The sequence below is a fragment of the Nocardia sp. NPDC005746 genome (genome assembly GCF_040630785.1).
In the GTDB taxonomy this organism is placed as follows: Bacteria; Actinomycetota; Actinomycetes; order Mycobacteriales; family Mycobacteriaceae; genus Nocardia.
In genome coordinates this window covers 34,698-58,202 of the sequence record NZ_JBEXYE010000021.1, presented here as the reverse complement: position 1 = coordinate 58,202, position 23,505 = coordinate 34,698, and the positions used below count along the sequence as shown (strand labels likewise).

At 66.9% G+C, this 23,505-nt stretch carries 21 protein-coding genes and 1 pseudogene; 11 read left to right on the top strand and 11 right to left on the bottom strand.

The window, feature by feature from the left end; genetic code table 11:
- Window positions 1-7: 7 nt before the first annotated feature.
- From ABZ412_RS30220 to ABZ412_RS30210, 3 genes are all read right to left on the bottom strand, one after another.
- The gene (locus ABZ412_RS30220) at window positions 8-1,096 is read right to left on the bottom strand and encodes a TIGR03857 family LLM class F420-dependent oxidoreductase (protein ID WP_357286871.1); all 1,089 of its coding nucleotides are present in this window, start codon (window positions 1,094-1,096) and stop codon (window positions 8-10) included.
- A 48-nt stretch (window positions 1,097-1,144) separates the two neighbouring features.
- Window positions 1,145-2,278, bottom strand: coding sequence for a phosphotransferase family protein (locus ABZ412_RS30215; RefSeq protein ID WP_357286869.1), 1,134 nt, complete (start codon window positions 2,276-2,278; stop codon window positions 1,145-1,147).
- Between the two features lie 88 nt (window positions 2,279-2,366).
- Complete coding sequence (locus ABZ412_RS30210) at window positions 2,367-3,002, bottom strand: TetR/AcrR family transcriptional regulator (protein WP_357286867.1); 636 nt, start codon at window positions 3,000-3,002, stop codon at window positions 2,367-2,369.
- 107 nt (window positions 3,003-3,109) lie between these two features.
- Between ABZ412_RS30210 and ABZ412_RS30205 the strand changes: the two genes are divergently transcribed.
- Window positions 3,110-4,045: a MerR family transcriptional regulator gene (locus ABZ412_RS30205; protein WP_357286865.1), complete on the top strand. Its 936-nt coding sequence runs from the start codon at window positions 3,110-3,112 to the stop codon at window positions 4,043-4,045.
- 94 nt (window positions 4,046-4,139) lie between these two features.
- Window positions 4,140-5,651 (top strand): multicopper oxidase domain-containing protein, encoded by a 1,512-nt coding sequence (locus ABZ412_RS30200; RefSeq protein ID WP_357286863.1) that lies wholly within the window; start codon window positions 4,140-4,142, stop codon window positions 5,649-5,651.
- 244 nt (window positions 5,652-5,895) lie between these two features.
- Here the strand turns inward: ABZ412_RS30200 and ABZ412_RS30195 are convergent, their stop codons facing one another.
- Entirely contained in the window at window positions 5,896-6,207 is a 312-nt protein-coding gene (locus ABZ412_RS30195; protein WP_357286860.1) for an EthD family reductase, read from the bottom strand.
- A 53-nt stretch (window positions 6,208-6,260) separates the two neighbouring features.
- Here ABZ412_RS30195 and ABZ412_RS30190 point away from each other — a divergent pair, with 53 nt between their 5' ends.
- Window positions 6,261-7,235 (top strand): LysR family transcriptional regulator, encoded by a 975-nt coding sequence (locus ABZ412_RS30190; protein WP_357286858.1) that lies wholly within the window; start codon window positions 6,261-6,263, stop codon window positions 7,233-7,235.
- A gap of 59 nt (window positions 7,236-7,294) precedes the next feature.
- On the opposite strand, the gene ABZ412_RS30185 is transcribed toward ABZ412_RS30190, so the two are convergent.
- Window positions 7,295-7,699, bottom strand: a complete 405-nt coding sequence (locus ABZ412_RS30185; protein WP_357286855.1) for a hypothetical protein — start codon at window positions 7,697-7,699, stop codon at window positions 7,295-7,297.
- A 167-nt stretch (window positions 7,700-7,866) separates the two neighbouring features.
- Between ABZ412_RS30185 and ABZ412_RS30180 the strand changes: the two genes are divergently transcribed.
- Window positions 7,867-8,355: a DUF4265 domain-containing protein gene (locus tag ABZ412_RS30180; protein WP_357286853.1), complete on the top strand. Its 489-nt coding sequence runs from the start codon at window positions 7,867-7,869 to the stop codon at window positions 8,353-8,355.
- A 262-nt stretch (window positions 8,356-8,617) separates the two neighbouring features.
- Window positions 8,618-9,082 (top strand): hypothetical protein, encoded by a 465-nt coding sequence (locus tag ABZ412_RS30175; RefSeq protein ID WP_357286850.1) that lies wholly within the window; start codon window positions 8,618-8,620, stop codon window positions 9,080-9,082.
- A 361-nt stretch (window positions 9,083-9,443) separates the two neighbouring features.
- On the opposite strand, the gene ABZ412_RS30170 is transcribed toward ABZ412_RS30175, so the two are convergent.
- The 3 genes from ABZ412_RS30170 to ABZ412_RS30160 all read right to left on the bottom strand — a co-directional run bounded on the left by ABZ412_RS30170 (window position 9,444) and on the right by ABZ412_RS30160 (window position 12,599).
- Window positions 9,444-11,306, bottom strand: a complete 1,863-nt coding sequence (locus ABZ412_RS30170) for a cellulase family glycosylhydrolase (protein ID WP_357286847.1) — start codon at window positions 11,304-11,306, stop codon at window positions 9,444-9,446.
- A 156-nt stretch (window positions 11,307-11,462) separates the two neighbouring features.
- Window positions 11,463-11,696 (bottom strand): DUF397 domain-containing protein, encoded by a 234-nt coding sequence (locus tag ABZ412_RS30165; RefSeq protein WP_357286844.1) that lies wholly within the window; start codon window positions 11,694-11,696, stop codon window positions 11,463-11,465.
- Between the two features lie 6 nt (window positions 11,697-11,702).
- Entirely contained in the window at window positions 11,703-12,599 is an 897-nt protein-coding gene (locus ABZ412_RS30160) for a helix-turn-helix transcriptional regulator (protein ID WP_357286841.1), read from the bottom strand.
- Window positions 12,600-12,943: 344 nt separating this feature from the next.
- On the opposite strand from ABZ412_RS30160, the pseudogene ABZ412_RS30155 reads away from it, so the two are divergent.
- Window positions 12,944-13,111, top strand: a pseudogene (locus ABZ412_RS30155) (hypothetical protein); the annotation flags it as partial.
- A 114-nt stretch (window positions 13,112-13,225) separates the two neighbouring features.
- Here the strand turns inward: ABZ412_RS30155 and ABZ412_RS30150 are convergent.
- Entirely contained in the window at window positions 13,226-14,182 is a 957-nt protein-coding gene (locus tag ABZ412_RS30150; protein WP_357286838.1) for a hypothetical protein, read from the bottom strand.
- A 154-nt stretch (window positions 14,183-14,336) separates the two neighbouring features.
- Here ABZ412_RS30150 and ABZ412_RS30145 point away from each other — a divergent pair, with 154 nt between their 5' ends.
- Window positions 14,337-15,215 carry a DMT family transporter gene (locus ABZ412_RS30145; protein WP_357286835.1) on the top strand — a complete coding sequence of 293 codons (879 nt, stop codon included), beginning with the start codon at window positions 14,337-14,339 and terminating at the stop codon, window positions 15,213-15,215.
- Here ABZ412_RS30145 and ABZ412_RS30140 read toward each other — a convergent pair.
- Entirely contained in the window at window positions 15,212-16,378 is a 1,167-nt protein-coding gene (locus ABZ412_RS30140; protein WP_357286832.1) for an AI-2E family transporter, read from the bottom strand. The genes ABZ412_RS30145 and ABZ412_RS30140 overlap by 4 nt on opposite strands.
- A gap of 195 nt (window positions 16,379-16,573) precedes the next feature.
- Between ABZ412_RS30140 and ABZ412_RS30135 the strand changes: the two genes are divergently transcribed.
- The 3 genes from ABZ412_RS30135 to ABZ412_RS30125 all read left to right on the top strand — a co-directional run bounded on the left by ABZ412_RS30135 (window position 16,574) and on the right by ABZ412_RS30125 (window position 20,889).
- Window positions 16,574-17,233, top strand: a complete 660-nt coding sequence (locus tag ABZ412_RS30135) for a PhoU domain-containing protein (RefSeq protein WP_357286829.1) — start codon at window positions 16,574-16,576, stop codon at window positions 17,231-17,233.
- Between the two features lie 262 nt (window positions 17,234-17,495).
- Window positions 17,496-19,910: an MFS transporter gene (locus ABZ412_RS30130; RefSeq protein WP_357286826.1), complete on the top strand. Its 2,415-nt coding sequence runs from the start codon at window positions 17,496-17,498 to the stop codon at window positions 19,908-19,910.
- Window positions 19,911-20,004: 94 nt separating this feature from the next.
- On the top strand, window positions 20,005-20,889 hold the full coding sequence (locus ABZ412_RS30125) for an SGNH/GDSL hydrolase family protein (RefSeq protein WP_357286822.1): 885 nt from the start codon (window positions 20,005-20,007) through the stop codon (window positions 20,887-20,889).
- Here the strand turns inward: ABZ412_RS30125 and ABZ412_RS30120 are convergent.
- On the bottom strand, window positions 20,850-22,856 hold the full coding sequence (locus ABZ412_RS30120) for a molybdopterin oxidoreductase family protein (RefSeq protein ID WP_357286819.1): 2,007 nt from the start codon (window positions 22,854-22,856) through the stop codon (window positions 20,850-20,852). The genes ABZ412_RS30125 and ABZ412_RS30120 overlap by 40 nt on opposite strands.
- A 215-nt stretch (window positions 22,857-23,071) precedes the next feature.
- Here ABZ412_RS30120 and ABZ412_RS30115 point away from each other — a divergent pair, with 215 nt between their 5' ends.
- Complete coding sequence (locus ABZ412_RS30115; RefSeq protein WP_357286816.1) at window positions 23,072-23,449, top strand: hypothetical protein; 378 nt, start codon at window positions 23,072-23,074, stop codon at window positions 23,447-23,449.
- Window positions 23,450-23,505: the final 56 nt, after the last annotated feature.

The following is a 23,505-nucleotide window of genomic DNA, read 5'->3' as shown; positions in this document are numbered from 1 at the left end:
CCCTGTCTCAGGCGAACTTTCCCGGGTTGGCGGCCACGGCCCGGCGCAGGGTGGGCCGGTTGGCCCGGTAGGCGTCCACCACCGATTCCAGCTCGTGCGGACTGGCCCCGTGCATGATCACCGAGTGGCAGCCGAGGTCGTATTCGCGGGAGATCTTCCGCACGCACTGCTCGGGCGTGCCGTAGGCGGCCGAGGCGAGCCATTCGTCCGGGATGAGCGCGTCCAGCTGCTCCAGCACCTCGACCGAGGCGGACGCGTCGATGGGGCCCGCCGCCGCGGCGTCCTGGTACAGCTGCGTGCCGCGAATCCGCTCCCACACCTGCGGATCCCAGCCATTGGCGCTGATCAGGATGTCGGCGTACGCCTGCAGATAGGTCACCAGGCGACCGGTCCGCCGCCGCAGCTGGTCCTCGGGAGTGAGCGCGTCGCTCGCGGTCGCCAGGCAGGACCAGATGCGGACGCTGTCGGGGTCCTTGCCCGCCCGCTCGGCACCACGCCGCACGGCGGCGACGGAGTTCGCGGTGGCCTCGTCGGAGAAGAAGGTGTGCAGGACGACGAAGTCACCGATCTCACCGGCGAGTTCCATGGTCTTCGGGCCCACCGCGACGAAGCCGATCGGCGGCGCTTCGTCGAGGCCGTTCTGGTGGTACAGCACGGGCCATTTGCCCGCGGGCCCATCGTGATTCACGATCGTCTCGCCGTCCCACAGGCGGCGCAGGATGCCGACGAAATCCCGCAGCTGCGCCTCGGTGACGGCGGGCAGCCCGATCGCCTTCCAGTTCGCCGCCATCCCGCGCCCGAAGGCCATGGCGAACCGGCCCTCGGTCATCGCCTGCATGGTCGAGCCGATGGTCGCGGTCACCATGGGATGGCGGGTGTGGTGATTGGTTGCCGCGGCGGCGATTCCGAGGTCGGTGGTGCATCCGGCGAGACCGCCGGACAGGACGGCGGAGTCCTTCACCGTCATGCGCTCGCCGATCATGCACGAGCCGAGGCCGATTCGCTCGGCGTCGCGGGCCTCGGGCAGCAGGACGCGGGCGTCGGCGGGATGCCGGGTGATGCAGTAGTAGGACAGTTCGTTCAGTTGATCGGTCACGAGAGTTGTACTTCCCTAATAGGTTTCGAAACAGGCGGACGCCGGGTTTCAGGCGCCGAGTTCGGTGAGCAGTTCTTCGACGATCGCTCGGTGGTGGAGCAGCACCTCGATGTCCTCGGGGCGCTCCATCTCACCGAAATGGATCTGGCGGCCGCCGGCGCGCAGGAAGACGACGGCGTAGTTGAGGGCGGCGAACATCGTGTACCAGGTGAGGTCGGCGAGTTCGACGCCCGAGTGCCGGGCGTAGCTCGCCCGGACGTCTTCCACGCGCATGAAGTCCGGCATGCCGGGGAAGCCGAAGTTCTCGGCGATGGCGTGAAAGACACGGTGCCCGAACGTGATCCAGGCGACGTCGAGTTCGCGGGGGCCGATCGTCGCCATCTCCCAGTCGAGCACCGCGACCGGGGTGAAGTCCCGGTACATGAGGTTGCCGAGTCGCGCGTCGCCCCAGGACAGCACGGTCTCGTACGACGACGGCTCCGGGATATTGTCGGTGAGCCACTTCAGGATTCGCTCCACCAACGGTGATGGCCCGATGTCGCGTGCCGCGAACTCGTACCACGCCCGGGCGCGGTTCAGGTTCCGCTCGAGCAGGCTGTCACCGGGGTGCGCGGGGTCGAGGAACGCGAACGTGGTTGCCGCGTCCGGGATCGCGTGGATCTTCGCGAGCGTTTCGACCGTGCTCTCCTGCACGCTGCGCTGCTGCTCCGGATCTGCGTCGAAGAGCCAGTTGTTGCCGAAGGTGTAGGGCATGACATCGGGCGGCACCTGGCCGTCGACCCGATCCATCAGGAGAAACGGTGTGCCCAGTACCTCGCCGGTCGGTTCGAGGAACCGCACCAGGGGAACGCGGACGTCGCTCGCGTCGGCCACGATGCGCATCACGTCGAACTGCTCGCGCAGGTTGTAGCGCTCGTAGACCGGGAAGTCGCCGGGGGCGGGGACGACCCGGGCGATCAGGTCGTTGATCTGCTCTGTTCCGGCTTCCTGCCAGCGCACGGTGAGGGTGAGCGTCTCCGCGGACATGCCGTTGCTGTCGATGCCGGACCCCAGCGTGAGCTCCGGATTCGCGTCGTCGGGCAGCTGCGTGGCCAGCCATGCGGTGAGGCGGGGAATCAGGGCGGCGGTGTCACGGCTACTGCGCTGCAGGCGCATGCCCTGATCATCGGGAGACGGAGACATGAGTCACTCCTGACTGGATTGCGAAAGCTGGAGGTAACAGTGGACCTCCCCGTCACAATTGTCAACGAGGGTTCTCAAAGAGTGTGAGTCATAGCAGGTAAAACGCTATGGAGTCGACCAGGCAGTGGCGCGCTTCGGTCAGTTCGGCGGGTGAGGACAGCCGGCGCTCGTTATTGATGCCGCGCATGGCCATCGGGATCAGCGCCTGGACGCGATGCACCTTGTCCGCGTCGAGAGGCAGGTCCGCGAGGAAGTACTCGAAGGCCCTGAGCCAGGCGTCCTCGTACCCGGCCATCGCCGCCGTGGTCAGCGGGAAATCCTCGAGCCGTTCCTTCTGGCCATTGGGCAGTCCGGCCCGCAGCGTCTCGACCGCCCGCCCCTCGGGAGTGCCGAGGATGGTCCACATGGCATCGACCATCTCCCACACCCGCTCCCGGATCGTCCCGGTCACCTGCGGCCAGCTCTCGGGGCTGTTCGCCCCGGTGCGATCGGTCAATTCGACGAGCACGGCCGCCCACAGTCCGTCGATATCGCCGAACTGATGTTTCAACGTCCCCCAGCTGACCCCGGCCTCCCGGGCGACCCGATTCGCCGACAGCGGTTCCCCGGACCCCGTCGCGAGACAGCCGATGGCCACCTCGAGTAGCCGCTGCCTGGTCTCCCGCCCCTTCCGGTTGAGGCGAGTTCCGGCCGCGGATTGCATTGTCGAACTCGTCTCGGTCATCGCCGCTTCCGTTTCGCATGTCCCGAAATCTCGGAATCTCCGATTATCGGTCCGACGATAGCTGGAGGACTTGAGTCTCCATCCGGGGGAGACAGGAAGGTTGGGGCATGGACGACGACACGCTCTTCACGATCGGCGCTCTGGCCGAACGGACCGGCTTGACGGTCAAGACGATCCGGTTCTACTCCGACAAGGGGATCGTGCCGCCGACCGATCACACCCCGACCGGCTACCGGCTCTACGACGCCGAAGCCGCTACCCGCCTGGAACTGGTCCGCACCCTGCGCGAATTGGGCATCGACCTGCCCACCGTGGCGCGGGTGCTGGCGCGCGAGACCTCGCTGACCGCGGTGGCCGCGGCCCACGCCGATGCGCTCGACGTGCAGATCCGGATCCTGCGGATGCGGCGCGCGGTCCTGCGCGCCGTGGCCGAGCGGGGCTCCCACCGAGAGGAAATGGAACTCATGCACAACCTGATGCGCCTGTCCGAGGCCGAACGCCGCCGGCTGATCGACGACTTCGTCGACGCCGCGTACGGCGGCGTGGACGCCAATCCCGCCATGGTGGAGCTGGTCCGCACCAGCATGCCCGAACTGCCGGACGACCCGACCGTCGCGCAGATCACGGCGTGGATGGAACTTGTGGAACTGGTGCAGGACAACGACTTCCGCGAATCGGTCCGGGCCATGGCCGAGTACCAGGCCCGGGAACGCGCCGAGGGCGATTCCACCGGGCTGCACCACGACCTGACCGAAGCCGTCCGCACCGATATCGGTAAGGCCCTCGCCGACGGACTGAGCGCCGACTCCGAGGCCGCCGCCACGGTCGTCGACGGGCTCACCGCGCGCTACGCCGACACCTTCGGCAAGCCCGACGACGCGCGACTGCGCCGCTGGATCCTCGAGCGGCTCGAGGTGGCCAATGATTCACGCGTGGAACGCTATTGGCGGCTGGTTTCGGCCATCAACGGCTGGCCGGAGATGCCCGATCTGGGGCCGGTGTTCACCTGGTTCGCCGCCGCGCTGCGCGCCCACCCGGCCTAGGGGATCCACCGGGGATTCTCTCGGGTGAATCAGGGAGCGATTTGGGGGATCCGCCGGATCCGCGGAACGGCGGGTTTTCCCTAGCGTTCGAGGCATGAGAGACGGGTCCCGAATGCGGCGGGTGTTGGTCCGGCTGGGCGTGGCGGTGCTGGTTGTGGTCGTTGGGCTGAGCGGTGCGACGGCCTGGCTCTACACCTCGGCTGAAGTATCCACCGTGGGGAAGGTGGATTTCGTGCGTCCGCTGGCCATCCCGCCGCTGGCCCCGTCGACCGTGGCGGCGGACGGGGCGCGGGAGTTCGAACTCGACATGCGTTCCGGCAGTAAGGAATTCCGCACCGGACAGGTGACCGATACCTGGGGATTCAATGGCGACCATCTCGGACCGACCCTGCGTGCGCGCCGCGGGGAGCAGGTTCGAGTGCGGGTCCGCAATGAACTGCCGGAAGCGTCGACCGTCCACTGGCACGGCATGCATGTGCCCGCCGCGATGGATGGAGGACCGCATCAGATGGTCGAACCGGGTGCGGAGTGGAAGCCGGAATGGACGGTCGATCAGCCCGCCGCCACCCTCTGGTACCACCCGCACCCGCACGGGGCCACCGAGACCCACGTCAGCCGGGGGCTGGCCGGGATGTTCCTGCTCGACGACGACGCCTCGGACGCGCTCGCATTGCCCCACAGCTACGGTGTCGACGATTTCCCGCTGCTCGTGCAGGACGTGCGATTCCGCAACGGGCGGTTCGATTTCGGGCACAGCGCGTTCCGCGACGCCGGATTCCTGGGCAATGAGGTCCTGGTCAACGGCACCCTCGCGCCCTACCGCGAGGTGAGCGACGAACTGGTGCGACTGCGCCTGGTCAACGCGTCCCCCGCGCGCATCTACAACTTCGGCCTCTCCGATGGCCGCGACTTCGCGCTCATCGGCACCGACGGCGGCCTGCTGGAGCGCCCCGCCCGGCTGAAGCACGTACAACTGTCCCCGGGCGAGCGCGCCGAAATCGTGGTCCGCATGAAGCCGGGCGAGCGCGTGACCCTGCGCAGCGACCGCCTCGACGCCGGACTCGACATGTTCACCAACCGATTCAGCGGCGGCGACGACCGATTCGACATCCTCGAACTACGAGCCGCCGCAACCCTTCGGCCGGCACCGCCCCTACCCGACCACCTCGTCACCCCGCAGACGCCGAAGGCCGCGGATTCGGTGGGGGAGCGGTCCTTCGAGCTGGAGTTCGGCAAGATCAACGGCAAGGCGATGGATATGAGCCGCGTCGACGCCACGGTGACCCGCGGCACCACCGAGACCTGGGTCGTCCACAACGGCGACGGCACCCCGCACAACTTCCACATCCACGACACCCAATTCGCGGTCACGGACGTGAATGGTAGCCAACCGCCCGAGTCTCTCCGCGGCCCGAAGGACACCGTCTTCGTAGCCCCGGGCTCCACCGTGAAACTGCTGGTCCGCTTCGACGGCCCCGCGGATCCCAATGCCCCGTACATGTTCCACTGCCATCTCCTCTGGCACGAGGATCTGGGCATGATGGGCCAATTCGTCGTCGTGGATCCAGGACAACAGGCCGGAACACCTCACCACGCCGGGCACTGACGGTCAAGAGTGAGCGGCGCGACAGCGCGAGCCTGACGAACTGGACGCGGGTCGCCGTCAACCGGTGCCGAGAGGGCCTGTAAACGGAAGGTTCGTCCAGGCCCACGACGTCGGTCGCGCCCGATGGTGCCGGCGGCAACTCTTCGGGCCCTTGGGAGCCCGGAAGTCGGGGCGGCCCCGCCGACCGGAATCGGGCCGCTCCGGAATTCGGCACCGCAGGTATTCGCGGCGCCCGATCCCTGCTTTAGCTGGTGCCGTCCTGCACCGGATAGTCGATGACGACCAAACCGCCGGTGGCGTAGTTGACGACATCGGCGGCCGCCCGCTGGCCATATTCCGATTCCCGCGACGCGGCCATGGCGGCGGCGTCAGCGAAGTCGGCTTCGAAGACCGCGAAATACGGCGCTTCGCCCTTGGTCGCCGCCACGTCGAAGCTGTAGCGCCACGCGAGCAGGCCGGGCCATTTCATGACCAGCGGAAGGTGGTTGTTCACGTAGTAGTCGCGGAAGTGGTCCGGGTCGGCGGGCTTGGGGTATAGGACCACCAACTTATGCATAACTGCCTCCTGGGCGGCTGGTTCGAATCGTCATAAACGCAGGTTAGGGCGTGATGTGTGGTCGAGGGAAAGACTGGGACGGGATAGGCTCAGAACGGATCGTTATCACTCGACGGGGAGGGCATGTGGCGCCGGATACGGTGAGCCTGCGGTACTTTCTGGTGCTGGCGCAGGAGTTGAACTTCACCCGCGCGGCCGAACGGATCGGTATCGCGCAACCCGCGCTCAGTGCCCGGATGCGCCGATTGGAGGCAGAACTCGGTACGAGCCTGCTGGTTCGCAACACGCGTAGCGTCGTATTGACCACGGCCGGTGCGGCTTTGGCGGAGTCCGCGCCGCCCGCGCTGGCGGCGCTGGACCGGGCATGGGAAACCGCCCGGCATGCCGGGGCCGGTGAACTGGGCACGCTACGCATCGGATACAGCCTCAGCGCGGGGGCCGAGACGGCACCGGCCCTGGTGGACAGGCTCATTCACAGCAGCCCGGGACTCGAGGTCAGCGCGGTCCCGATGGCGACACCGGAGATCTCTCCCGCGGTCGCCGACGGCCGCATTGATGCGGGGATCACCCGCGGTGAACAGCCGGGTCGTGGCGTGCGCCGGTTCCTGCTGCGGCGTCAGCGCGTCGGGATCCTATTGGCACAGCATCATCCGCTGGCCGAACACCCGGAGATCGAGATCGCCGATGCGGCAGCGTATCCGCTGCGACTCCCCGACCGTACCGCCAACCCCGTGATCCACGATCAGCTGTCCGCCCTGTTCCGCGACATCCAGCCAACCCCCCGATTCCACACGCCCGCAGTCTCTTTCGACATGTCCCAGCGCGACCTCCGCGACGGGCTCACCCTCGCCCCGGCCGGTGAAGCCGCGGTCACGACATCACCGGCCGGCCTCACGTGGCGACCGCTACAGGGCGCACCCACCTTGACGATCCACCTGGTCCTCCCGCGCGAGCAGTCACCACTACACCGCCGCATCCGCACCATCGCCAAAGCCCTGGCGCACGAGCTGCACTGGCTGCCGGACTGACGCGCAGTTCGCGCGAGACGCACGTCATGCGGCAGTAGCAGATGGTTCCGTCTACTGGTTCACCGCGACTGGTGTGCTCCGATAGTGGCCCGGTACGCATCGAGGAGACGGAAGAAGGCATCTATCGCGGTCTCATCCTCGTCAAGGTGGTCCTCGATGGCCGTGGCCCAGCCCATAGCCATACCCCACCCGAACTCCTTGCGCAGCCAACATGCGAAGGGCCCAGTCGGGCTGAGGGCGAACTCCTCTGGCACGGAATGCACTTCGAGTGCGATGCCGTATCCGCACAGCAGCATCATGAGTTCCTGCAATGACTCCCCGCGGGCCCACATCCCCGGCCGCTGCCGAACATTGTGGTCGAGCAGTTCATACACGTCATGGCAATCGGCCACGGCCTTGACCGAAGGATCTGTCTTCGACCACTCCGGACCGTAGGAACGTGGTGGGGGACTCTGTCTCGTCACGTGCCCACCTCACCATGGATCTGCGTGACCTTGCCCTATCCGAGGGCGCGCCCATCGGCTTCAGCGCCCACCACAGGCGGCCATGAAGCACTCTGTCCGTGAATCTTCTGTGCCCCGCGATGACCGCCTGAGACCGCGGGCTTTGGTGGATGTTGGACGATAGGCAGGTGACCGAGATCCGTGACGACCACGTGAAAGTCCACTTCCGTATGGACATCGACGAGCGGGGGTGGCCGCCGGCAAGCGTTGAAAGTCTGTGGGCGATAGACCTCGGTGACGGTACCGCGCGGTTGGACAACACGCCCTGGTTCGTCCGCGGAGTCGCCAGCGGGGACATCATCACGGTGCAGCCGGATGACGAGGGTGTCCTCTGGGCCGGCGAGACGGTCCAGCCCTCGCAGAACTGCACCATCCGCTTGATCGTGCTGAAAGACGACGGTTCGGCTGCCGCTCGGGAGAGCGTATTGAAGGCCTTCCACCGCCTCGGCACGACAGGCGAAGGCATTGAGCACTACCGGATGGTGGCCTTGGATGTACCGCCCGATGCGGACCTGCCGAAGATCCGCAAGCTGTTGGAACACGGTGCGGAGCAGGGCTGGTGGCACTGGGAGCAAGGGTGCGTCACCGAAGCGTGGAAGGCCACTGCTCGAGGGTGATGGCAGCAGGTTGGTGGTTGAGAGTGGCTGCTACATCGGTCCGACGGCCAGCCTGCGAGGCGATTTCGGTTAGATCGTCATCGGTTCGGGTTCCAACGTTCAGGATGGCTGCGTATTGCACTCGTTTCCGGGGCGAGAGTTGGTGCTGGAGGCAGAATCCCACATCGTGGTCCTATGCGACGTGGATGGCATTTAGTAAGGCAGCCGGGGAACTCGTATAGGCAGTTGTGGAGAGCCCGTGGAGATTTCGTGCGGATTCGGTGTGACCGTTGAGCCGTTCGTCGGTGCGTGCCAGCATGATCGAGTGCTTGCGACGAATATTCCCGATGGCCAGGTTTATGCAATGCCGTGTCGGTGGTCGCCGTGGCTGATTCTGCTCTATCCGGTCATAGGCGTGATGGTAGCGGCCTGGACTTACCACCGGATGGTGGGAATAACCCTCGATTGCGTGCACCTCATCGACGGGGGAGCCGGTTTCGCACTCTTGTTTCTTGGTGTCGCTGGGCTGCTGAGCATGTCGTTCGTGGGTCTGGTGACGGGGCTGCTCGCGGTCATGGCCAATCACCTGCTGCGCACCTCGGCGACTCGCCGCCAAATCAGTGGAATCGTTCCGACGCTGATTACCTGCGTGGGTATCGGTCTGATCGCCATCATATGCGTGCGTTTGCTGAACGAAGCCACGCCGCCGGCTGACTATTGCAGCAAATTCAACCTGCCCATGCGCTGAACTGATTTCGAGTGGGGGCCTGGAGTTCGCGGGACGTCGTTATCGCTGACGAGTGCGACATGCGGGCATCACGACGACATCGGCGAAGTCCAGCTCCCACACGACCGGGGCCGCGGTTGTGTAATTCATCGGTACCTCGGAATGGTGCACTCCACAGCACGAGCAGACGAATCCGAGTCCACCGATCATGGCGCGCAGTCTAGATCACGGTTGGCCGGGCGCGCCGCTGCGAGTCCGCTAATACGAGGACGGTGCCCGGCCGTCTCTGGGTGAGACGGCCGGGCACCGGTCGGCCGGTGGTGGGCCTGTGTTCCCGGGGAAGGATCAGGCCCGTGAGCTTCGGCTGCCGGGCAGCTGGGGCTCAGGGGAGGGTGCGGCAGTACAGGGCCTGGGGGCGGTTGCCGCGGTTGTTGTTGCCGGAGAATGCGATTCCGGCGACGTACTCGTTGGCGTTGCACTGGCCCTTGTAGTAGCTGTTGGCCCAGTCGCCGCCTTCGCCGGAGGAGGGGCGGTTGTCGCCGCGGTCGAACCACAGGGTGCGGCCCGAACCCGCGAGCGGGACTCGGCCGGGGGCGCACAGGATTCCGGACATGGAGTCGCCGCGGAGGCTGTAGCCGATCATGAACTGGCCTTCGGCGCACTGGTATTTGGTGAAACCACTCGCCCAGTCGGTGCTGACCTTCTCGGTGCTGACCTTGACCGCACCGGTGCCCGACTGCCACAGATCACCCAGGGTGGCGTCACCGCAGAGGCCGCCCTGGCCGCGGTCGGTAACACCGAACAGCCGCTGGCCGTCGGGGCACACCATCTTGTGGGCGCCGCTGTCCCAGTCGGCGGCGGCGCGGATCGAGCGGTTGTCGTCCTCGTGGATGCCCTGGAGCATGGACCAGGTACGGCTCGGGTTGACCTTGCCGGTGAAGCCGTTCGCCTCGATCAGGCGACTGAAATGCGCACCGCGCCAGTCGTCGGCGTCGGTGATCTTGCGCAGCCCGCCCGTGGTGTCATAGCGCAGCAGACCCCAGGAGTTGCCCTTGTCGTTCTGCTGGTAGCCGATGATCGGCCAATAGGCGAAGTCGAGGTCGCGCTCGATCAGGTAGTCGACCATGTTCTTGAACCACGCCTTGTCCAGGTCGTTGGCATCGCTTTTGCCGATGCCGAATTCGCTGACCCAGACCGGGGCGGTGAAGTGAGTGTCGGCGGTGGTGGCGACGTATCCGGCGCGTTCGTCCATGGACTTGAACAGGTCGGTGCGAGACATGTCGCGGAAGCGCGGGTCGTGGGTCTCACCGCCGCTGATGCCGGTGCCGCCGGTGTGCTTGGGGCCGATGTAGCCGTAGAAGTGGACCGCGTAGACAACCTTGTGGGACTTCACCAAGGTGGTGGACAGCCGCTTCACCGGCTCCAGCATCGGTCGTTCATGCCAGGTCAGGTCGGTGGGGATGCCCATCCAGTTGACGCCCTCGACCATGATGAGCAGATCCGGATTGCCCTTGGTGAGAATGGCGTCGCCGGCTTCCTGTGCGGCGTCGGCCCAGTCGTGGCTGTCGCCCTGGCCCCAGTTGGGGTTGTCCCAGGTGTCGCGGCGCACCTCATTGCGCAGGTCCGCGCCGATGACCCCGGGGTCATTGCGGTACCGGGCGGTCATGAACACCCAGTCGTCGATCCACTTCTCCCAGGACTGGCCCGAGTTCCAGCGCTCGTTGCCGTCCACGGCGCAGCACCAGCGGGTGGTGGTCGTGTGGTTGTTGAGGATGACGCCGAGTCCGGCCGAGGTGAGCGCGGCGACGGCCCGGTCGTACACCTCGATCGGCCGTAGGCCGTTGAGTTCCGGATTCGCGGTCAGGCCCTGCACTGCCCGGCTATCGGTGATCATCTCGTTCGAGAACGGCAGGCGAATGCTGTTGAGCCCCAGCGCCTTGAAGTCGCCGATCAGCTTGGCCATCGGCACCCGGTCGAGGCCCAGCGGGGCGCGGTGCCCGTTCTCCTCGGAGAAATTGTTGGCCGTGACCTCGTCGTCGCCACTGCCGGTCCAGGTGCCGCTCGAGCCGTGCCAGTTGCCGGACTTCAACTTCACCCGATTGCCGTTGGCGTCGACGATGTACCGTCCGCTCGTACTCAACGGGCCCTTCATGCCGCCGGGATCAGCGTTTGCGGGAACGGTGCTGTGCATGAACGGAACCACCAGTGTTCCGAGCAAGAGCAGCACCGTGGCTAGCTTCCTCATTCCGAATCCTCATCGTCGCGAGACCAATCCGATTGATCGGCGCCACTGACGAATGGTGACCCGGGCCACTCCGGCGGGCCGGTCGAGGAGCAACAGTAGGGTCGGGAGCCGGATTTCAGAAACATCTAAACTTCGGTGTTTGAGCACCTTTTGTTGTCAATCACCCGTCGTGCGGTCGAACTCGCCGGATTTGACGCCCAGGGTGAACGCGTCCCACTCGCTGGGCGTGTAGACGAGGACATGCCCGTTCGGGGCCTGTGAGTGGCGTACCGCGACGTCCCCGTCCGCGAGGAAGGCGACTTCCACACAGTCGGGACCGTTGCCGCTGCGGGAGCTTTTGCGGAAGTCGGCGTCGTGGAGGCGAGGGTTTGTGCCGGATAGGTTGTGCATGGGTGGCTAGGCCCTTCTACTGGTGTTCTTGGCTACCTGGCGAAGTCGGGTGCGGGTGCTGACTTCGTCCAGGGCAGCGTGACGGATGGAAACAAGTGCGGATCGGTGAGTTTCGACTTCGTCGGGATTCTCGAGGCAGGCTGCGCCGACCAGGGAGTCGAAGTAGACGACGGGATGGGTTTCTGTTCCGGCCATGGGTTTCATGTCGATGATCGTGAACGAACCCGTCGCTGTCCCCAGCGGATGTCCTGCGGCGAAGGGGAGTACTCGGAGTGTGATGTTGGCGCGTTTGCTCATCTCCACGAGGTACTCGAGCTGCCCTTCCATCACCGCGTGGCTGCCCACCTGGGTGTAGATGGCCGATTCGTGCAGGACCGCATCGACGATGATCGGCTTGGTCTTCCGAGTGATGAACGTCTGGCGCTCCATTTTGAGCTGGAGGCGGCGATCGAGGGTGACCTCGGGTTCGCTGGCGAAGTAAACGCGGTCTAGTGCGCGTGCGTAGTCCGCGGTTTGGAGGAGTCCGGGCACGATGTTGTTGTGGTACATGGTCAATCGGAGGGCGCACGCTTCCATGTCGGCGTAGATGCGGAATCCGCCCTGGATCACGTCGCGGTACTCGTACCACCAGGACTTCGACGCGGCTTGCTTGATCAAGGCGATCATGTTCGCGTGGGTGTCCGCATCCATCTCGAGGATCTCGGCGAGCGCGTCGGCCTCCGGAAGGCTGACCCGGCCTGACTCGCCGCGCTCGATACGACCGACCTTGCTGATGCTCCAACCGGGCCCCATGGCGTTCGCGACGTCCGCCAAATCCAGGTTCGCTTGCTGCCGCGCTTCGCGTAGCCGCATGCCGATCTGCTTACGTGCCACCGATGTTGGTTGTTGGCTGGTATCTGCCACGACGTCCACCCTCATGCTCACGAGCATTGGCAACGATGTCAGGCCATTTTGGCAATGACCCTGGGCTTTCGGAGGGTTTTCGCGGTTCTGCCGCAATGGCAATGCCAATTTCCGGTGGCAGCGGTGTGCTTGTGGCATCGACCGAATCAACTTTTGGGAGGTGCCGTAATGCTTTGGGACACATGGGCGTTGTTGTCGATTCTCGGTCTCTGTCTCTGCGTCATCGTGTGGTCGATTTGGGGCTTCTATCGCGATAGTCATCCGGGTGGTGGTGCCCGGCTTCTTCGGCTCGCGCTGCTCGGAGGTGGAGGACACCTCGAGCTCCTAGCTCGGGGGCACGCGGGATGGTGGCATCAGGGCAGGCATCGAGCGGCATGACTACCGCGGAGTTCGCCGTACTGAGGGTGTTGAGCGGCACTGATGGGCGGTTGTCGGTTGTGGAGATTCAGCGGGCGGCCGCGCTGACCGGGTGGAGTACGCGGAATGCGCTGGTGCAGTTGATGGCACGCGGGCTTGTCGTACGTGGGGGTCGCTACGGTCTCTGGCTGATCAGTGAACGTGGTCGGCTGGTGGTGGCTACGAAGCGGAGCAGTTTGGGTGAATGTTCAGTGGGGGAACGGATTCGGCTATTCGGAAAGGAGCTGTTTGATCACCCATTGCGCGGCTTCGGGTTGCATGGGGAGGGTGGCGTGGCTGGACAGGCCTGCTTGGGGGTACAGGTCTTCGAAGTAGTCGTTTTCTACGCGGGGGTCGTTGATGAAGGAGGCTTGGCCGGGTGGGGTGAGGACTTGGTCGCCGTGGGTGGCGAGGACCGCGTAGATGACGCCGGGGACGGTGACTCCGTCGGTGAGCAGGGCTTGGGTGACCGGGGATCCGGCGAGGCAGTCGAGGGCGCCTGCTACCCCGGCGAATATGGCGGGGTGCAGGGGATCTGCCGCGTCGTCGAGGATTCCGGCGAGGCCCTCGGGGGAGCCCGGGAGGCCGCCGATCAGGGCGGCGGCGGTGGCGCCTTGGGTGACCGGTGCGAGATACGTCGCGCGGTCGACGTGCGGGCCGCCGTGGAGGAATTTCAGGTAGTAGTTCGCGACCAGCGCGCCTGACGAGTGGGCGACGATGTCGACGTGGGTGGTTCCGGTCGTCGCGAGCAGCTTCGTGATGAATGCTCCCAACTGGCCCGCTGATTCAGCGACCGGTGCCGCCGCTTGCATCTGGCCGATGATGCCGTAACCGAAGATGAAGGCGCAGCCACCGAGATCTCTTATCCCGCTGGTGATTCCGGCCATCTGCCTTTCCAGTGTGCCGCGGATGTCGCCGGCCGCCCCGAAACCGCCCAGCACCACAACCGGATTCGGTTGTTCCGGTGATGGCACGCAGTCCAGCGCGGGTTCGAGGGTCGTCGAGGTCTGTCCTGCTTGCCTGCGCTGCGAGTGTTCGGCGGGCTGGCCGGTTCCGTTGTTCCGGAGCGGCCCGGCGATGCTCGACGGCGGTTCGCCGATCGGGCCGGGCCGTGGGGCCGCCGCGGCGGGGGTGACGCTCAGTCCGATCGCGGCCGCCGTGACCGCGACGACAGTGCCGACTCGCATCCACATCTGTCTACCTCCCGGCGCCCCGTTTGTCTCCGAAGCTGCCGGTGTCGCGTTCCTCACCGAAATACTTCGGCGGGCGGCCGCGTTCGGACGACTGGTTCAGCGTGTCGGCGGCGTGCCCTACGCTCCCGGGGATCGGAAGGAGTGCGCGGTGAGTAAGCGCGGGTGGCTGTTGTTCCTGGGTATGGGCGTTATCTGGGGCGTGCCGTACGCGATGATCCGGGTGGCGGTGGGGGAGTTCGATCCGGTGTTCGTGGCATTCGGGCGGACGCTGCTGGGTGCGCTGGTGCTGTTGCCGGTCGCGCTGTTCACCAAGGTCCTGTGGCCCGTGTTCCGGGAGTGGCGTTGGGTGCTGGTGTACACGCTGGTGGAGATCACCGGGCCGTGGCTGCTCATCGGGCACGCGGAGACTCGACTGACCAGTTCGACGGTGGGGCTGCTCATCGCGGCGGTCCCGCTGATCGCGATCGTGATCACCACCCGCCTCGGGCACGAGGGTCTCGATCCGCGCCGGATCCTCGGCCTGGTGATCGGCTTCGCGGGGGTGACCGCACTGGTCGGTCTGGATATCGACATGTCGAACCTGGGCGCGCTGGCCGCCATCGGGGTGAGCGTGATCGGCTACGCCCTGGGCCCGATCATCATCGACCGCAAGCTGAAAGAGCTGCCGCCGATCGGCGTGGTCACCGCGTCGCTGGTCTTCGCGGCCACCCTCTACCTGCCGTTCACGCTGTGGCGCATGCCGTCCCATTTCCCGGCGGGCGCGACCTGGTCGGTGGTCGGGCTGGGCCTGCTGTGCACGGCGCTCGCGTTCGTCGTCTTCTTCGCCCTCATCGGCGAGGTCGGCCCGTCCCGCGCGACGGTCATCACCTACATCAATCCGGCCGTGGCCCTGCTGATCGGCGTCTCGCTGCTGAAGGAGCCGCTCACCGCCGGCATGGCGATCGGCTTCCCGCTGGTGATCCTGGGCTCGATCCTGGGTACCGCACGGGCCAAGCGGCCCGAGGACGCCGTCCCGGTCCGCGCCTAGTCCTCGGACTCGGACTCCTCGGCGTCTTTCGCCGCGGCCTCATCCAGCTTGCGCTGCTTGTGTGCCCCGCCTTTCCGCTCGATCCGCGGATCCTCGCTGACCTCGTACCGCTTCACGTACTCCCCGAGAAACGCCTGCAAGGTGGCGGTCGCCGGAATGGCGAGCAGCGCCCCCACCGCCCCCAGCAGCGCCCCGCCCATGATCACCGACAGCAGCGCCACCGCCGGATTCACGTCCACCGTCCGCGCGGTGATGCGCGGCTGCAGCACATAGTCCTGAACCCACTGGTAGACCACCACGAACAGCAGAATCCACACCGCGTCGAGCGGTCTGATGGTGAGCGCCACCAGGATCGGCAGCACGCCCGCGATATAGGTTCCGATGGTCGGCACGAACGAGGCCACCACGCCGAACCAGATGCCCAGCGCCAGCGCGTTCGGTAGGCCGAGCAGCGCCAGGAACGCCCCGTGCGCGATGGCCGAGATGACCGCCAGCAGCGCCCGCGAATACAGATACCCACCGGTCTTGTCGATGGCCAGGTCCCAGGCATGCAGCACCGCACCCTGTTTCGCGGGCGGCAGCAGCGAGCACACCGAGCGCCGCAGCTTGGGGCCGTCGGCGGTCATGTACACGCTGAACAGCGCGATGGTCACGAACTGCGCCAGCCCGCCCAGCACCGTGCTCGACAAGCCCCACACATTGTTCGCCGCCCGCTCGGCATAGGAACTGATGATGTCCGAGTCCTTGAAGAGTCGATCGCGCAACTGATCCAAGGTGAAATTCTGGTGGAATACGCGATTGACCCAATTCACCAATTCGTCGACCAGTCGCGGCAGTTCGCTCACCACATGGGAGACGGTCTCGACCAGGAGCACGCCCAGCGTCGCGACGAACCCCGCGGCGCAGGCGAACACGATGACGAACACCACCCCGGTGGCCAGCCCCCGATTCACGCCGTGCCCGGCGAGCCCGTCCACCGCGGGCTCCATGGCGAGCGACACGAAGAACGCCACCGTCATCATGATCGCGATCCCGATGAGCTGGTGCGCCGCCCAATTGGCGAGTTCGAACAGCCCGAGCAGGGCCAGGGCGAGCACCATGGCGCGGGGAAGCCAGGCGGGCATGGCGGTCCGCTGCGGCGGGTCTGGGTTGTCGGCGGCCACGGGGCCAGTCTCGGTTACCGGCGGGTGTTTCCGGTTACGACCCACCGAAGCAGGTCGAATCGAACAACCGGTGGACAAATCAGACAAATCTGGACGGTCTGTTTACTTCTGGTGAACGGAATCGAGACCCATTCGGAGAGAAAGGTTTTCCCGCGATAGTGTGCAGGCATGCGGGAGGGCGGCCAAGATATGCGAGTGCGCACGAAATTCTCCAGCGAACTGATGGCGCTGACCGAGGAGCTCGCGCATATGGCGCAGCTGACACAGGAGGCCTCCGAGCGGGCCACGACAGCGCTCCTCGGCGCCGACCTGACGGCCGCGTACGAGGTGTTCGCGCTCGAGGAGCAGGTAGAGATCGAGCACGCCAAATGCGAGGACCGGTCGGTCATCCTGCTGGCCCTGGAAGCCCCGGTGGCCCGTGACCTGCGCCAGGTCATCACCGCCATGCAGATCGCCGACGACCTCCTGGCCGTGAGCCGATCGCTGAGCCGCGTCGCCGACGTGGTGGTGCGCCGCTACCCGAACCCGGTGGCCCCCGAGCACGTCCTGGACCTGCTGGGGGAAATGTCCGGCGCGGTCACGCATCTCGCCGCCGGCGCGGTGAGAGTCATTGCGGCGCAGAACCCGCCGCGCGACCGCGTGCTGGTCCCGCGCGACGAGAACCTGGAGCGCCTGCGCGGCCGTCTGGTGGAGCTCGCGGCCGATGACGGCTGGGCGCACGGGTCGGCCATGGCCATCGACATCGCCCTGCTGGCCCACCACTTCGAGCGCGCGGCCGACCACTGCGTGCGCATCGGCCGCCTCATTCGCTTCTTCCACACCGGCATTCCGCTCTACGCGCAAACGGAGGCGTAACCACCACCTCCTGTGAGGGGCCCCGATCGGCGGGAGTAAGCTGCCCGAATTGCTTCATGGCGAGGTCTTTTCGAGTAGCACCGCACGCACGGCAAGCCGAAATCCGACAAGGGCCCCAAACATGCCAAACAGCTCTACCCAGGCATCGGTATCCACCCCGTCGCGGGTGGCAGCGCCGGTCCGGGTCGCACCGTCCACCGAGAAAACAGCGCCGAGCGAACCCTCGGCGCCCGCCGAGAGAACGCTCTCGCACCGCCAGATCATGACCATCCTGTCCGGCCTGCTGCTCGGGGTGTTCCTCGCGGCGCTGGACCAGAACATCGTCAGCGTGGCGATCGTCCGCATCGCCAACAGCCTGCACGGCTTCGACAAACAGGCCTGGGCCACCACCGCCTACCTGATCACCGCCACCATCTCGACGCCGCTCTACGGCAAGCTGGCCGACATCTACGGCCGGAAACCCTGCTACCTCATCGCCATCGGCGTCTTCGTGCTCGGCTCGGTGGCCTGCACCTTCGCCACCTCCATGTACCAGCTCGCGGGATTCCGCGCGCTGCAGGGCGTCGGCGCGGGCGGACTCATGTCGCTGGCCTTCACCATCATCGGAGATATCGTGCCGCCCCGCGAAAGGGTCAGGTACCAGGGCTATTTCATGATGGTCTTCGGCATCGCGACCGTGCTGGGCCCCGTCCTGGGCGGCTTCTTCTCCAACGCCGACCACATCCTCGGACTGTCCGGCTGGCGCTGGGTGTTCCTGGTGAACGTCCCGATCGGCGCACTCGCGCTGGTGGTGGTCGGCAAGGTGCTCGACGTGCCCTTCGAACGGCACCGCCACCGCACCGACTGGCTCGGGGCGATAGCCCTTGCGGCGGCCACGGTTCCGCTGCTCATCGTCGCCCAGCAGGGACGCGAATGGGGGTGGAAGTCGCAGCACGCGCTGCTCTGCTACGGCATCGCCGCCGCCGGGCTGATCGCGTTCCTCATCGTCGAACTGCTCATGAAGGACTCCGCGCTGATTCCCTTGCGGCTGTTCCGCAGTCGCACCTTCAGCATCGCCATCCTGGGCGGGTTCATCGTCGGCGTCGCCATGTTCGGCGCGATCGTGCTGGTGCCGTTGTACTTCCAGGTGGTGCGCGGGTACTCACCGACGCGCTCCGGACTTTTCATGCTGCCGCTGGTGCTGGGCATCATGCTGGGCGCGCAACTGTCCGGGCTGGTCACCAAGTTCACCGGACGCTACAAGGCGCTGCCCATCCTGGGCTCGCTGATCATCGCCGCCGGATCGGTGCTGTTCGCGCTGGTCCGCTTCGACAGCCCGCTGTGGCAGCCGCTGCTGTACTGCGGCGTCATCGGTTTCGGCCTGGGCGGTTGCATGCAGACGCTGATCATCGCCGCCCAGAACGCCGGACCGCGCGCCGACATGGGTGTGTCCACGGCGTCGGCCACCTTCTTCCGGCAGATGGGCGGCACCCTCGGGGTCGCGGTGTTCCTCACCATCCTGTTCAACCTGCTGCCGCGAAAGATCCTGGCCGCCTTCGGCGGTCAACTGCCGCCGGGTTTCGACGCTGCGCAATTGGGGCGGATCGAGGCCAATACCAGCGGGATCGCGGACCTGCCGGAACAGGTGCGCACACCCATTCTGACCGGCTTCACCCACGCCATGGGCGGGGTGTTCGCGGTGGCCGCCGCGGTCGCGGTGGTGGCGGCGGTCGTGCTGCTGTTCATGAAAGAGATTCCGCTGCAAGACACTCCGGAACCGGTCGCGGTCGTCGAGGAGGAGATCGTCGAGCCTGAGCTCGAACCGGAACCGGAACCGGAATCGGAACCGGAGCTCGTGTTCGAGGAGGCGCCCGGGCTGTCGGTGTCGGGCCGGGTGCGCCGGGAGGACGGGCAGTCGGTGCCCGACACCGTGCTCACCCTGATCGACCAGCGCGGACGCCAGGTATCGCGGGCCGTCGGCGATGCGGACGGGGAGTACCTGATCGGTGCGCCGCGGACGGGTGGGTACGTGCTGATCGTGTCCGCCTACGGCTATCAGCCCGCCGCGGTGAGCATTTCGGTCGGTAGCCGCCCACATCGGCTCGATGTCGCCCTGCTCGGCTCCGGCGAGGTGTCGGGCGTGGTGCGGTCGGCGGGCCGGGGCGCGCCGCTCGGCGACGCGACCATCACCCTGACCGACCACTTCGGTGACGTGGTCGGCTCGGCCGTCACCACCGCCGACGGCGACTTCACCTGCCGCGGCGTGCTGGCCGGGACCTACACGCTGGTCGCGGTGGCCGAGCACATGCGGCCGTCCGCGGTCACCCTCACCGTGCCCGACAGCGGAATGCTGCGCCACGACATCGAACTCGCGCCGCGCGCGGTCCTGGCCGGGTCGGCCTGCAACGAACGCGGCGACGGCATCCCCGACGCCCAGATCACCGTGCTCGACGAGGCCGGGGACCTGATCGCGGTCACCCGCACCGACGACACCGGCCGCTACGTGGTGCCGGATCTCGCGGAAGGTCGCTACACCGTGATGGCCCGCGGCTATCCGGCCGCCTTCAGCCGGGTCACCGTGGCCGACGGCGAAGTGGCGCACGATGTCCTGCTCGGGTACGAGCGGATGGAGGCGGCGAGCCTCGACCGCAGGGAGATGGTGGGCGCGGACCTCCGGGAGGTGGCGGACCGGGTTTGAGATTTCAGCGAGCAGGACGAAGGTCCAACTGCTAGGTTCCGCACTGAAAACAGTCCCTTCTTCGGTATTGGGACTGATCCAGGGGAGACCAGACATGAAGACCTCGCGCGCACTGCTCACCGCAGCCGCCCTCGCCGCCGTCCTGCCCGCGGGCGCCGTGTCCGCCGAACCACCCGCCACCACGGTCAACGAGTATGTGGCCCTGGGCGACTCCTGGGCCGCCGACGCCACCCTCAGCCAGCTCAGCACCGCGTTCACCCCCGCGCCCTGCGTGCAGAGCGCCCACAACTACGCCAAACAGGTGGCCGCGGCGCTGGCCGTGCCGGTCTTCCGCGACGCCACCTGCGGCGGCGCGGTCACCGCCAATATGACCCAGCCGCAGCACACCGTGCTCGGGTCCAACGCGCCGCAGTTCGACTCGCTGACCGAATCCACCGATCTGGTCACCCTCGAAATCGGCGGCAACGACGCGAATCTGGCGGCCATCGTCACCGACTGCATCACCCTCGACCCCGCCATCAGCCCCTGCCTGAACTCGATGGTCACCGACGGCATCGACCGGATGTCGCAGAACATCGCCCGGACCGAGCCACGCGTGGCCGCCACCATCGCGGGCATTCGCGAACGCGCGCCACACGCCCGCATCCTGCTGCTCGACTACTTCGAAGGCATCGGCCTCGACGGCGGCTGCTGGCCGGTCATCCCGATCTCCGACGGCGACGCGGTCTGGCTGGGGCAGAAGCTGATCGAACTGCACACCATGCTCGAACGAGTCGCGTCGAGCACGGGAGTCGACTTCGTCGACACCTACGCGGGCAGCGCGGGCCACGACGCCTGCCGGCCCGTCGGCACCCGCTGGGTGGAGGGGCTGCTGCCGTTCTCCGGCAACCCGGTCGGCCTCGCCGTCCCCTTCCACCCCAACCAGCTGGGCGCGGACTATCAGGCCAGGCGCGTGCTGGAGCGGCTCGCCGCGTCCTGAACCCTCGAGTTCCGGGGGCGGATCCACACCCGGTTGTCGTGGAACACCGCGCCGCCGCCGAAATCCGAATCCCGTTCGGCGACGGTGGCGTTGACGGTGGCGCCGCCGGAATGCTTGGCCCAGCGGCCCTTCGGGGTCGCGGCCACACCCGGGCGGACCATGTCGGAGACCTCGGTGACGGCCTCGAAACTGCCGCGATCATTGCCGACCGTCACCGGATCGCCGTCGGCGATACCGCGCGCGGCCGCGTCGTCCGGATGGATGGTGACGCGGAGTTCGCCTGCGCGGCGGCGCAATTCGGGATTCGAACCGAACCCGGTATTGAGGAAATAGTGTGACGCCGCCGAGATGAGCACCAGGCCGTCACCGGAATCCGCGGGCGGGGTGTATCCGGCCACCGGATCGTGGCCCGCCGCCACCTGGTCCGAGACGAACCGGAGCTTCCCGTGGGGCACCGGACCCGGCTCGATCTTCAGGAACCCGTCCGCGCGCAGCCGGTCCACGTCGTACTGTTTCAACAGCTGGTTCGCCAGCTCCTCATCGGACTCGTAGATCGCCGGCTCGGTCAGCCCCATGCGCCGGGCCAGCCGCCGGAAGGTCTCGGTGGTGGGCAGGCATTCGCCGGGCGGGGCCACGGCGGGCTCGTTCCAGACCAGATACAGATTGCCGTAGGCGGCCAGCACATCGAGGTGCTCGGGCTGCATGGTGGCCGGGAGGACGATATCGGCGTAGTCGACCGTGTCGGTCGGGAAGTGTTCCAGCACCACGGTGAACAGATCCTCACGGGACAGGCCCTCGACCACCCGGCGCTGATCGGGGTTGGAGCCCACCGGATTCGCGCCGATCACGAACAGCGCGTGCACCGGTGGACCGTCCGGATCCAGCAGCGCCTCGCCCATCCGGGTCATCGACAGCGTCCGCACCGGATGCGGCAGCAGATCGAAACGGGTCAGGGCGTCGATGTCCAGGCGGAAGTGGCCGCTGGTCGAATAGTGCAGCCCGCCACCGGGGATCGCCCAGTCGCCGGTGACGCCAGGCAGACAGGCCAGGGTGCGCAGCGCCATGCCGCCGCCCGCGTGCCGCTGCATGCCCTGCGAGGCGCGGATCGCGGTGGGGCGGGTGGCGGCGATCCGTTCGCCGAGCGCCACGATGCGCTCGACCGGCACCCCGGTGATAGCGGCCGCTCGCTCGGGCGGGTACTCGGCGATGCGGGACCGGAATTCGGGCCAGCCCTCGGTGTGGGCGGACAAGAACTCCTCGTCCTGCGCGCCCAGCCCGACGATCACGTGCATGAGGCCCAGCGCGAGCGCGGCATCGGTGCCCGGCAGCGGGGCCAGATGCTCGTCACAGCGTTCGGCGGTCTTGGTGCGCACCGGGTCGATCGCGACGGTGTGCGCGCCACTGTCCTGGATGAACTTCCAGACGTGATGGCCGGAGGTGAGCGGGTTGGTGCCCCACAACAGGATCAGCTTCGATTTCGCCAGGTCCTCGGGATCCATGCCGCCGGACGTGCCCAGCGTGTACCGCAACCCGACCGTGCCCGCGACCGAGCAGATGGTCGGGTCGTGCCCGGACGCGCCCAGCGCGTTGAAGAAACGCCGCCCGGAAAGGCCCTCCAGACCTTGGATGAAGCCGAGGCTGCCGGTGCCGTGGAACGGCCACACCGCTTCCCCGCCGTGCTCGGCGATGATCGCGGTGAGGCGGGTGGCGATCTCGTCGAGCGCCTCGTCCCAGCTGATCGGCTCGAACCGGCCCTCGCCCTTGCGGCCGACGCGGCGCAGCGGGCGGGTGAGGCGTTCGGGTGAGTGGACCTGCTCGAGGTAGCGGTTCACCTTGACGCACAGCGCGCCCCGGGTGACCGGATGCTCCTTGTTTCCGCGCAGGCCGGCGGCCCGGCCGTCCTGGACGTCCACCACCCAGGAGCAGGCGTCGGGGCAGTCGAGGGGGCATGCTCCCAGTACCTTCACGTACTAGATCGTATGCAGGGGCTCCGACACTCGCGAAAGGCGAGGATACGGCCGGTTTTCCAGCGCGACACGCCTATGTCGTCATGTGACGACACGCGGTCGAGCTGGGGTAGTCTCGGCCCGCGGCTAATCAGCCGCAACAGGAGTGCGGGGGCGGAAGTGCGCGGTGGAATGGGAGATTCATGATCACCCCCGGCCGAGGTCTAGTCGGTGTCGTGTCAGGATGCGCGGCGCTGCTGACCGGGTGCGCGCACGGCGGACACGGCGAAGCCGCGCACACGCACCAGTCCAATGCCGAGCGGTCCGTCGGCGACACCGCCGAGATGCAGCGCAGCGCCTTCGTCACCGCCTGCGCGGGCACCTCCGCGGGCTGGCAGGCGACCGCCGTGGTCAGCAACCGGGATGTGGTGGAGCACCGGTATCTGGTGGTGATCAGCTTCCAGACGCCCGAGTCCGCGGATCTGGAACGCACGCGCACCGAGGTATTGGTGGCGCCCGGCGCGACCCAGGACTTCACCACCGAAACGCTGCTGGATCCGGTGGCCCGGCCACAGACCGTGCGGTGTGTGCTGCGCGGTGTCGAGCAGCTCTGATCGATACTCGCTATTCGGGCGCGGGTCGGATGGGTCCGTCACGAAAGTTGCGCGGG

What these genes read in the sequence shown, in the direction of transcription:
- ABZ412_RS30195 (WP_357286860.1), bottom strand. Translation starts at nt 6,207, where the DNA reads ATGCATAAGTTGGTGGTCCTATACCCCAAGCCCGCCGACCCGGACCAC.
- ABZ412_RS30205 (WP_357286865.1), top strand. Translation starts at nt 3,110, where the DNA reads ATGGACGACGACACGCTCTTCACGATCGGCGCTCTGGCCGAACGGACC.
- ABZ412_RS30125 (WP_357286822.1), top strand. Translation starts at nt 20,005, where the DNA reads ATGAAGACCTCGCGCGCACTGCTCACCGCAGCCGCCCTCGCCGCCGTC.
- ABZ412_RS30200 (WP_357286863.1), top strand. Translation starts at nt 4,140, where the DNA reads ATGAGAGACGGGTCCCGAATGCGGCGGGTGTTGGTCCGGCTGGGCGTG.
- ABZ412_RS30170 (WP_357286847.1), bottom strand. Translation starts at nt 11,306, where the DNA reads ATGAGGAAGCTAGCCACGGTGCTGCTCTTGCTCGGAACACTGGTGGTT.
- ABZ412_RS30150 (WP_357286838.1), bottom strand. Translation starts at nt 14,182, where the DNA reads ATGCGAGTCGGCACTGTCGTCGCGGTCACGGCGGCCGCGATCGGACTG.
- ABZ412_RS30210 (WP_357286867.1), bottom strand. Translation starts at nt 3,002, where the DNA reads ATGACCGAGACGAGTTCGACAATGCAATCCGCGGCCGGAACTCGCCTC.
- ABZ412_RS30190 (WP_357286858.1), top strand. Translation starts at nt 6,261, where the DNA reads ATGTGTGGTCGAGGGAAAGACTGGGACGGGATAGGCTCAGAACGGATC.
- ABZ412_RS30165 (WP_357286844.1), bottom strand. Translation starts at nt 11,696, where the DNA reads ATGCACAACCTATCCGGCACAAACCCTCGCCTCCACGACGCCGACTTC.
- ABZ412_RS30130 (WP_357286826.1), top strand. Translation starts at nt 17,496, where the DNA reads ATGACCATCCTGTCCGGCCTGCTGCTCGGGGTGTTCCTCGCGGCGCTG.
- ABZ412_RS30215 (WP_357286869.1), bottom strand. Translation starts at nt 2,278, where the DNA reads ATGTCTCCGTCTCCCGATGATCAGGGCATGCGCCTGCAGCGCAGTAGC.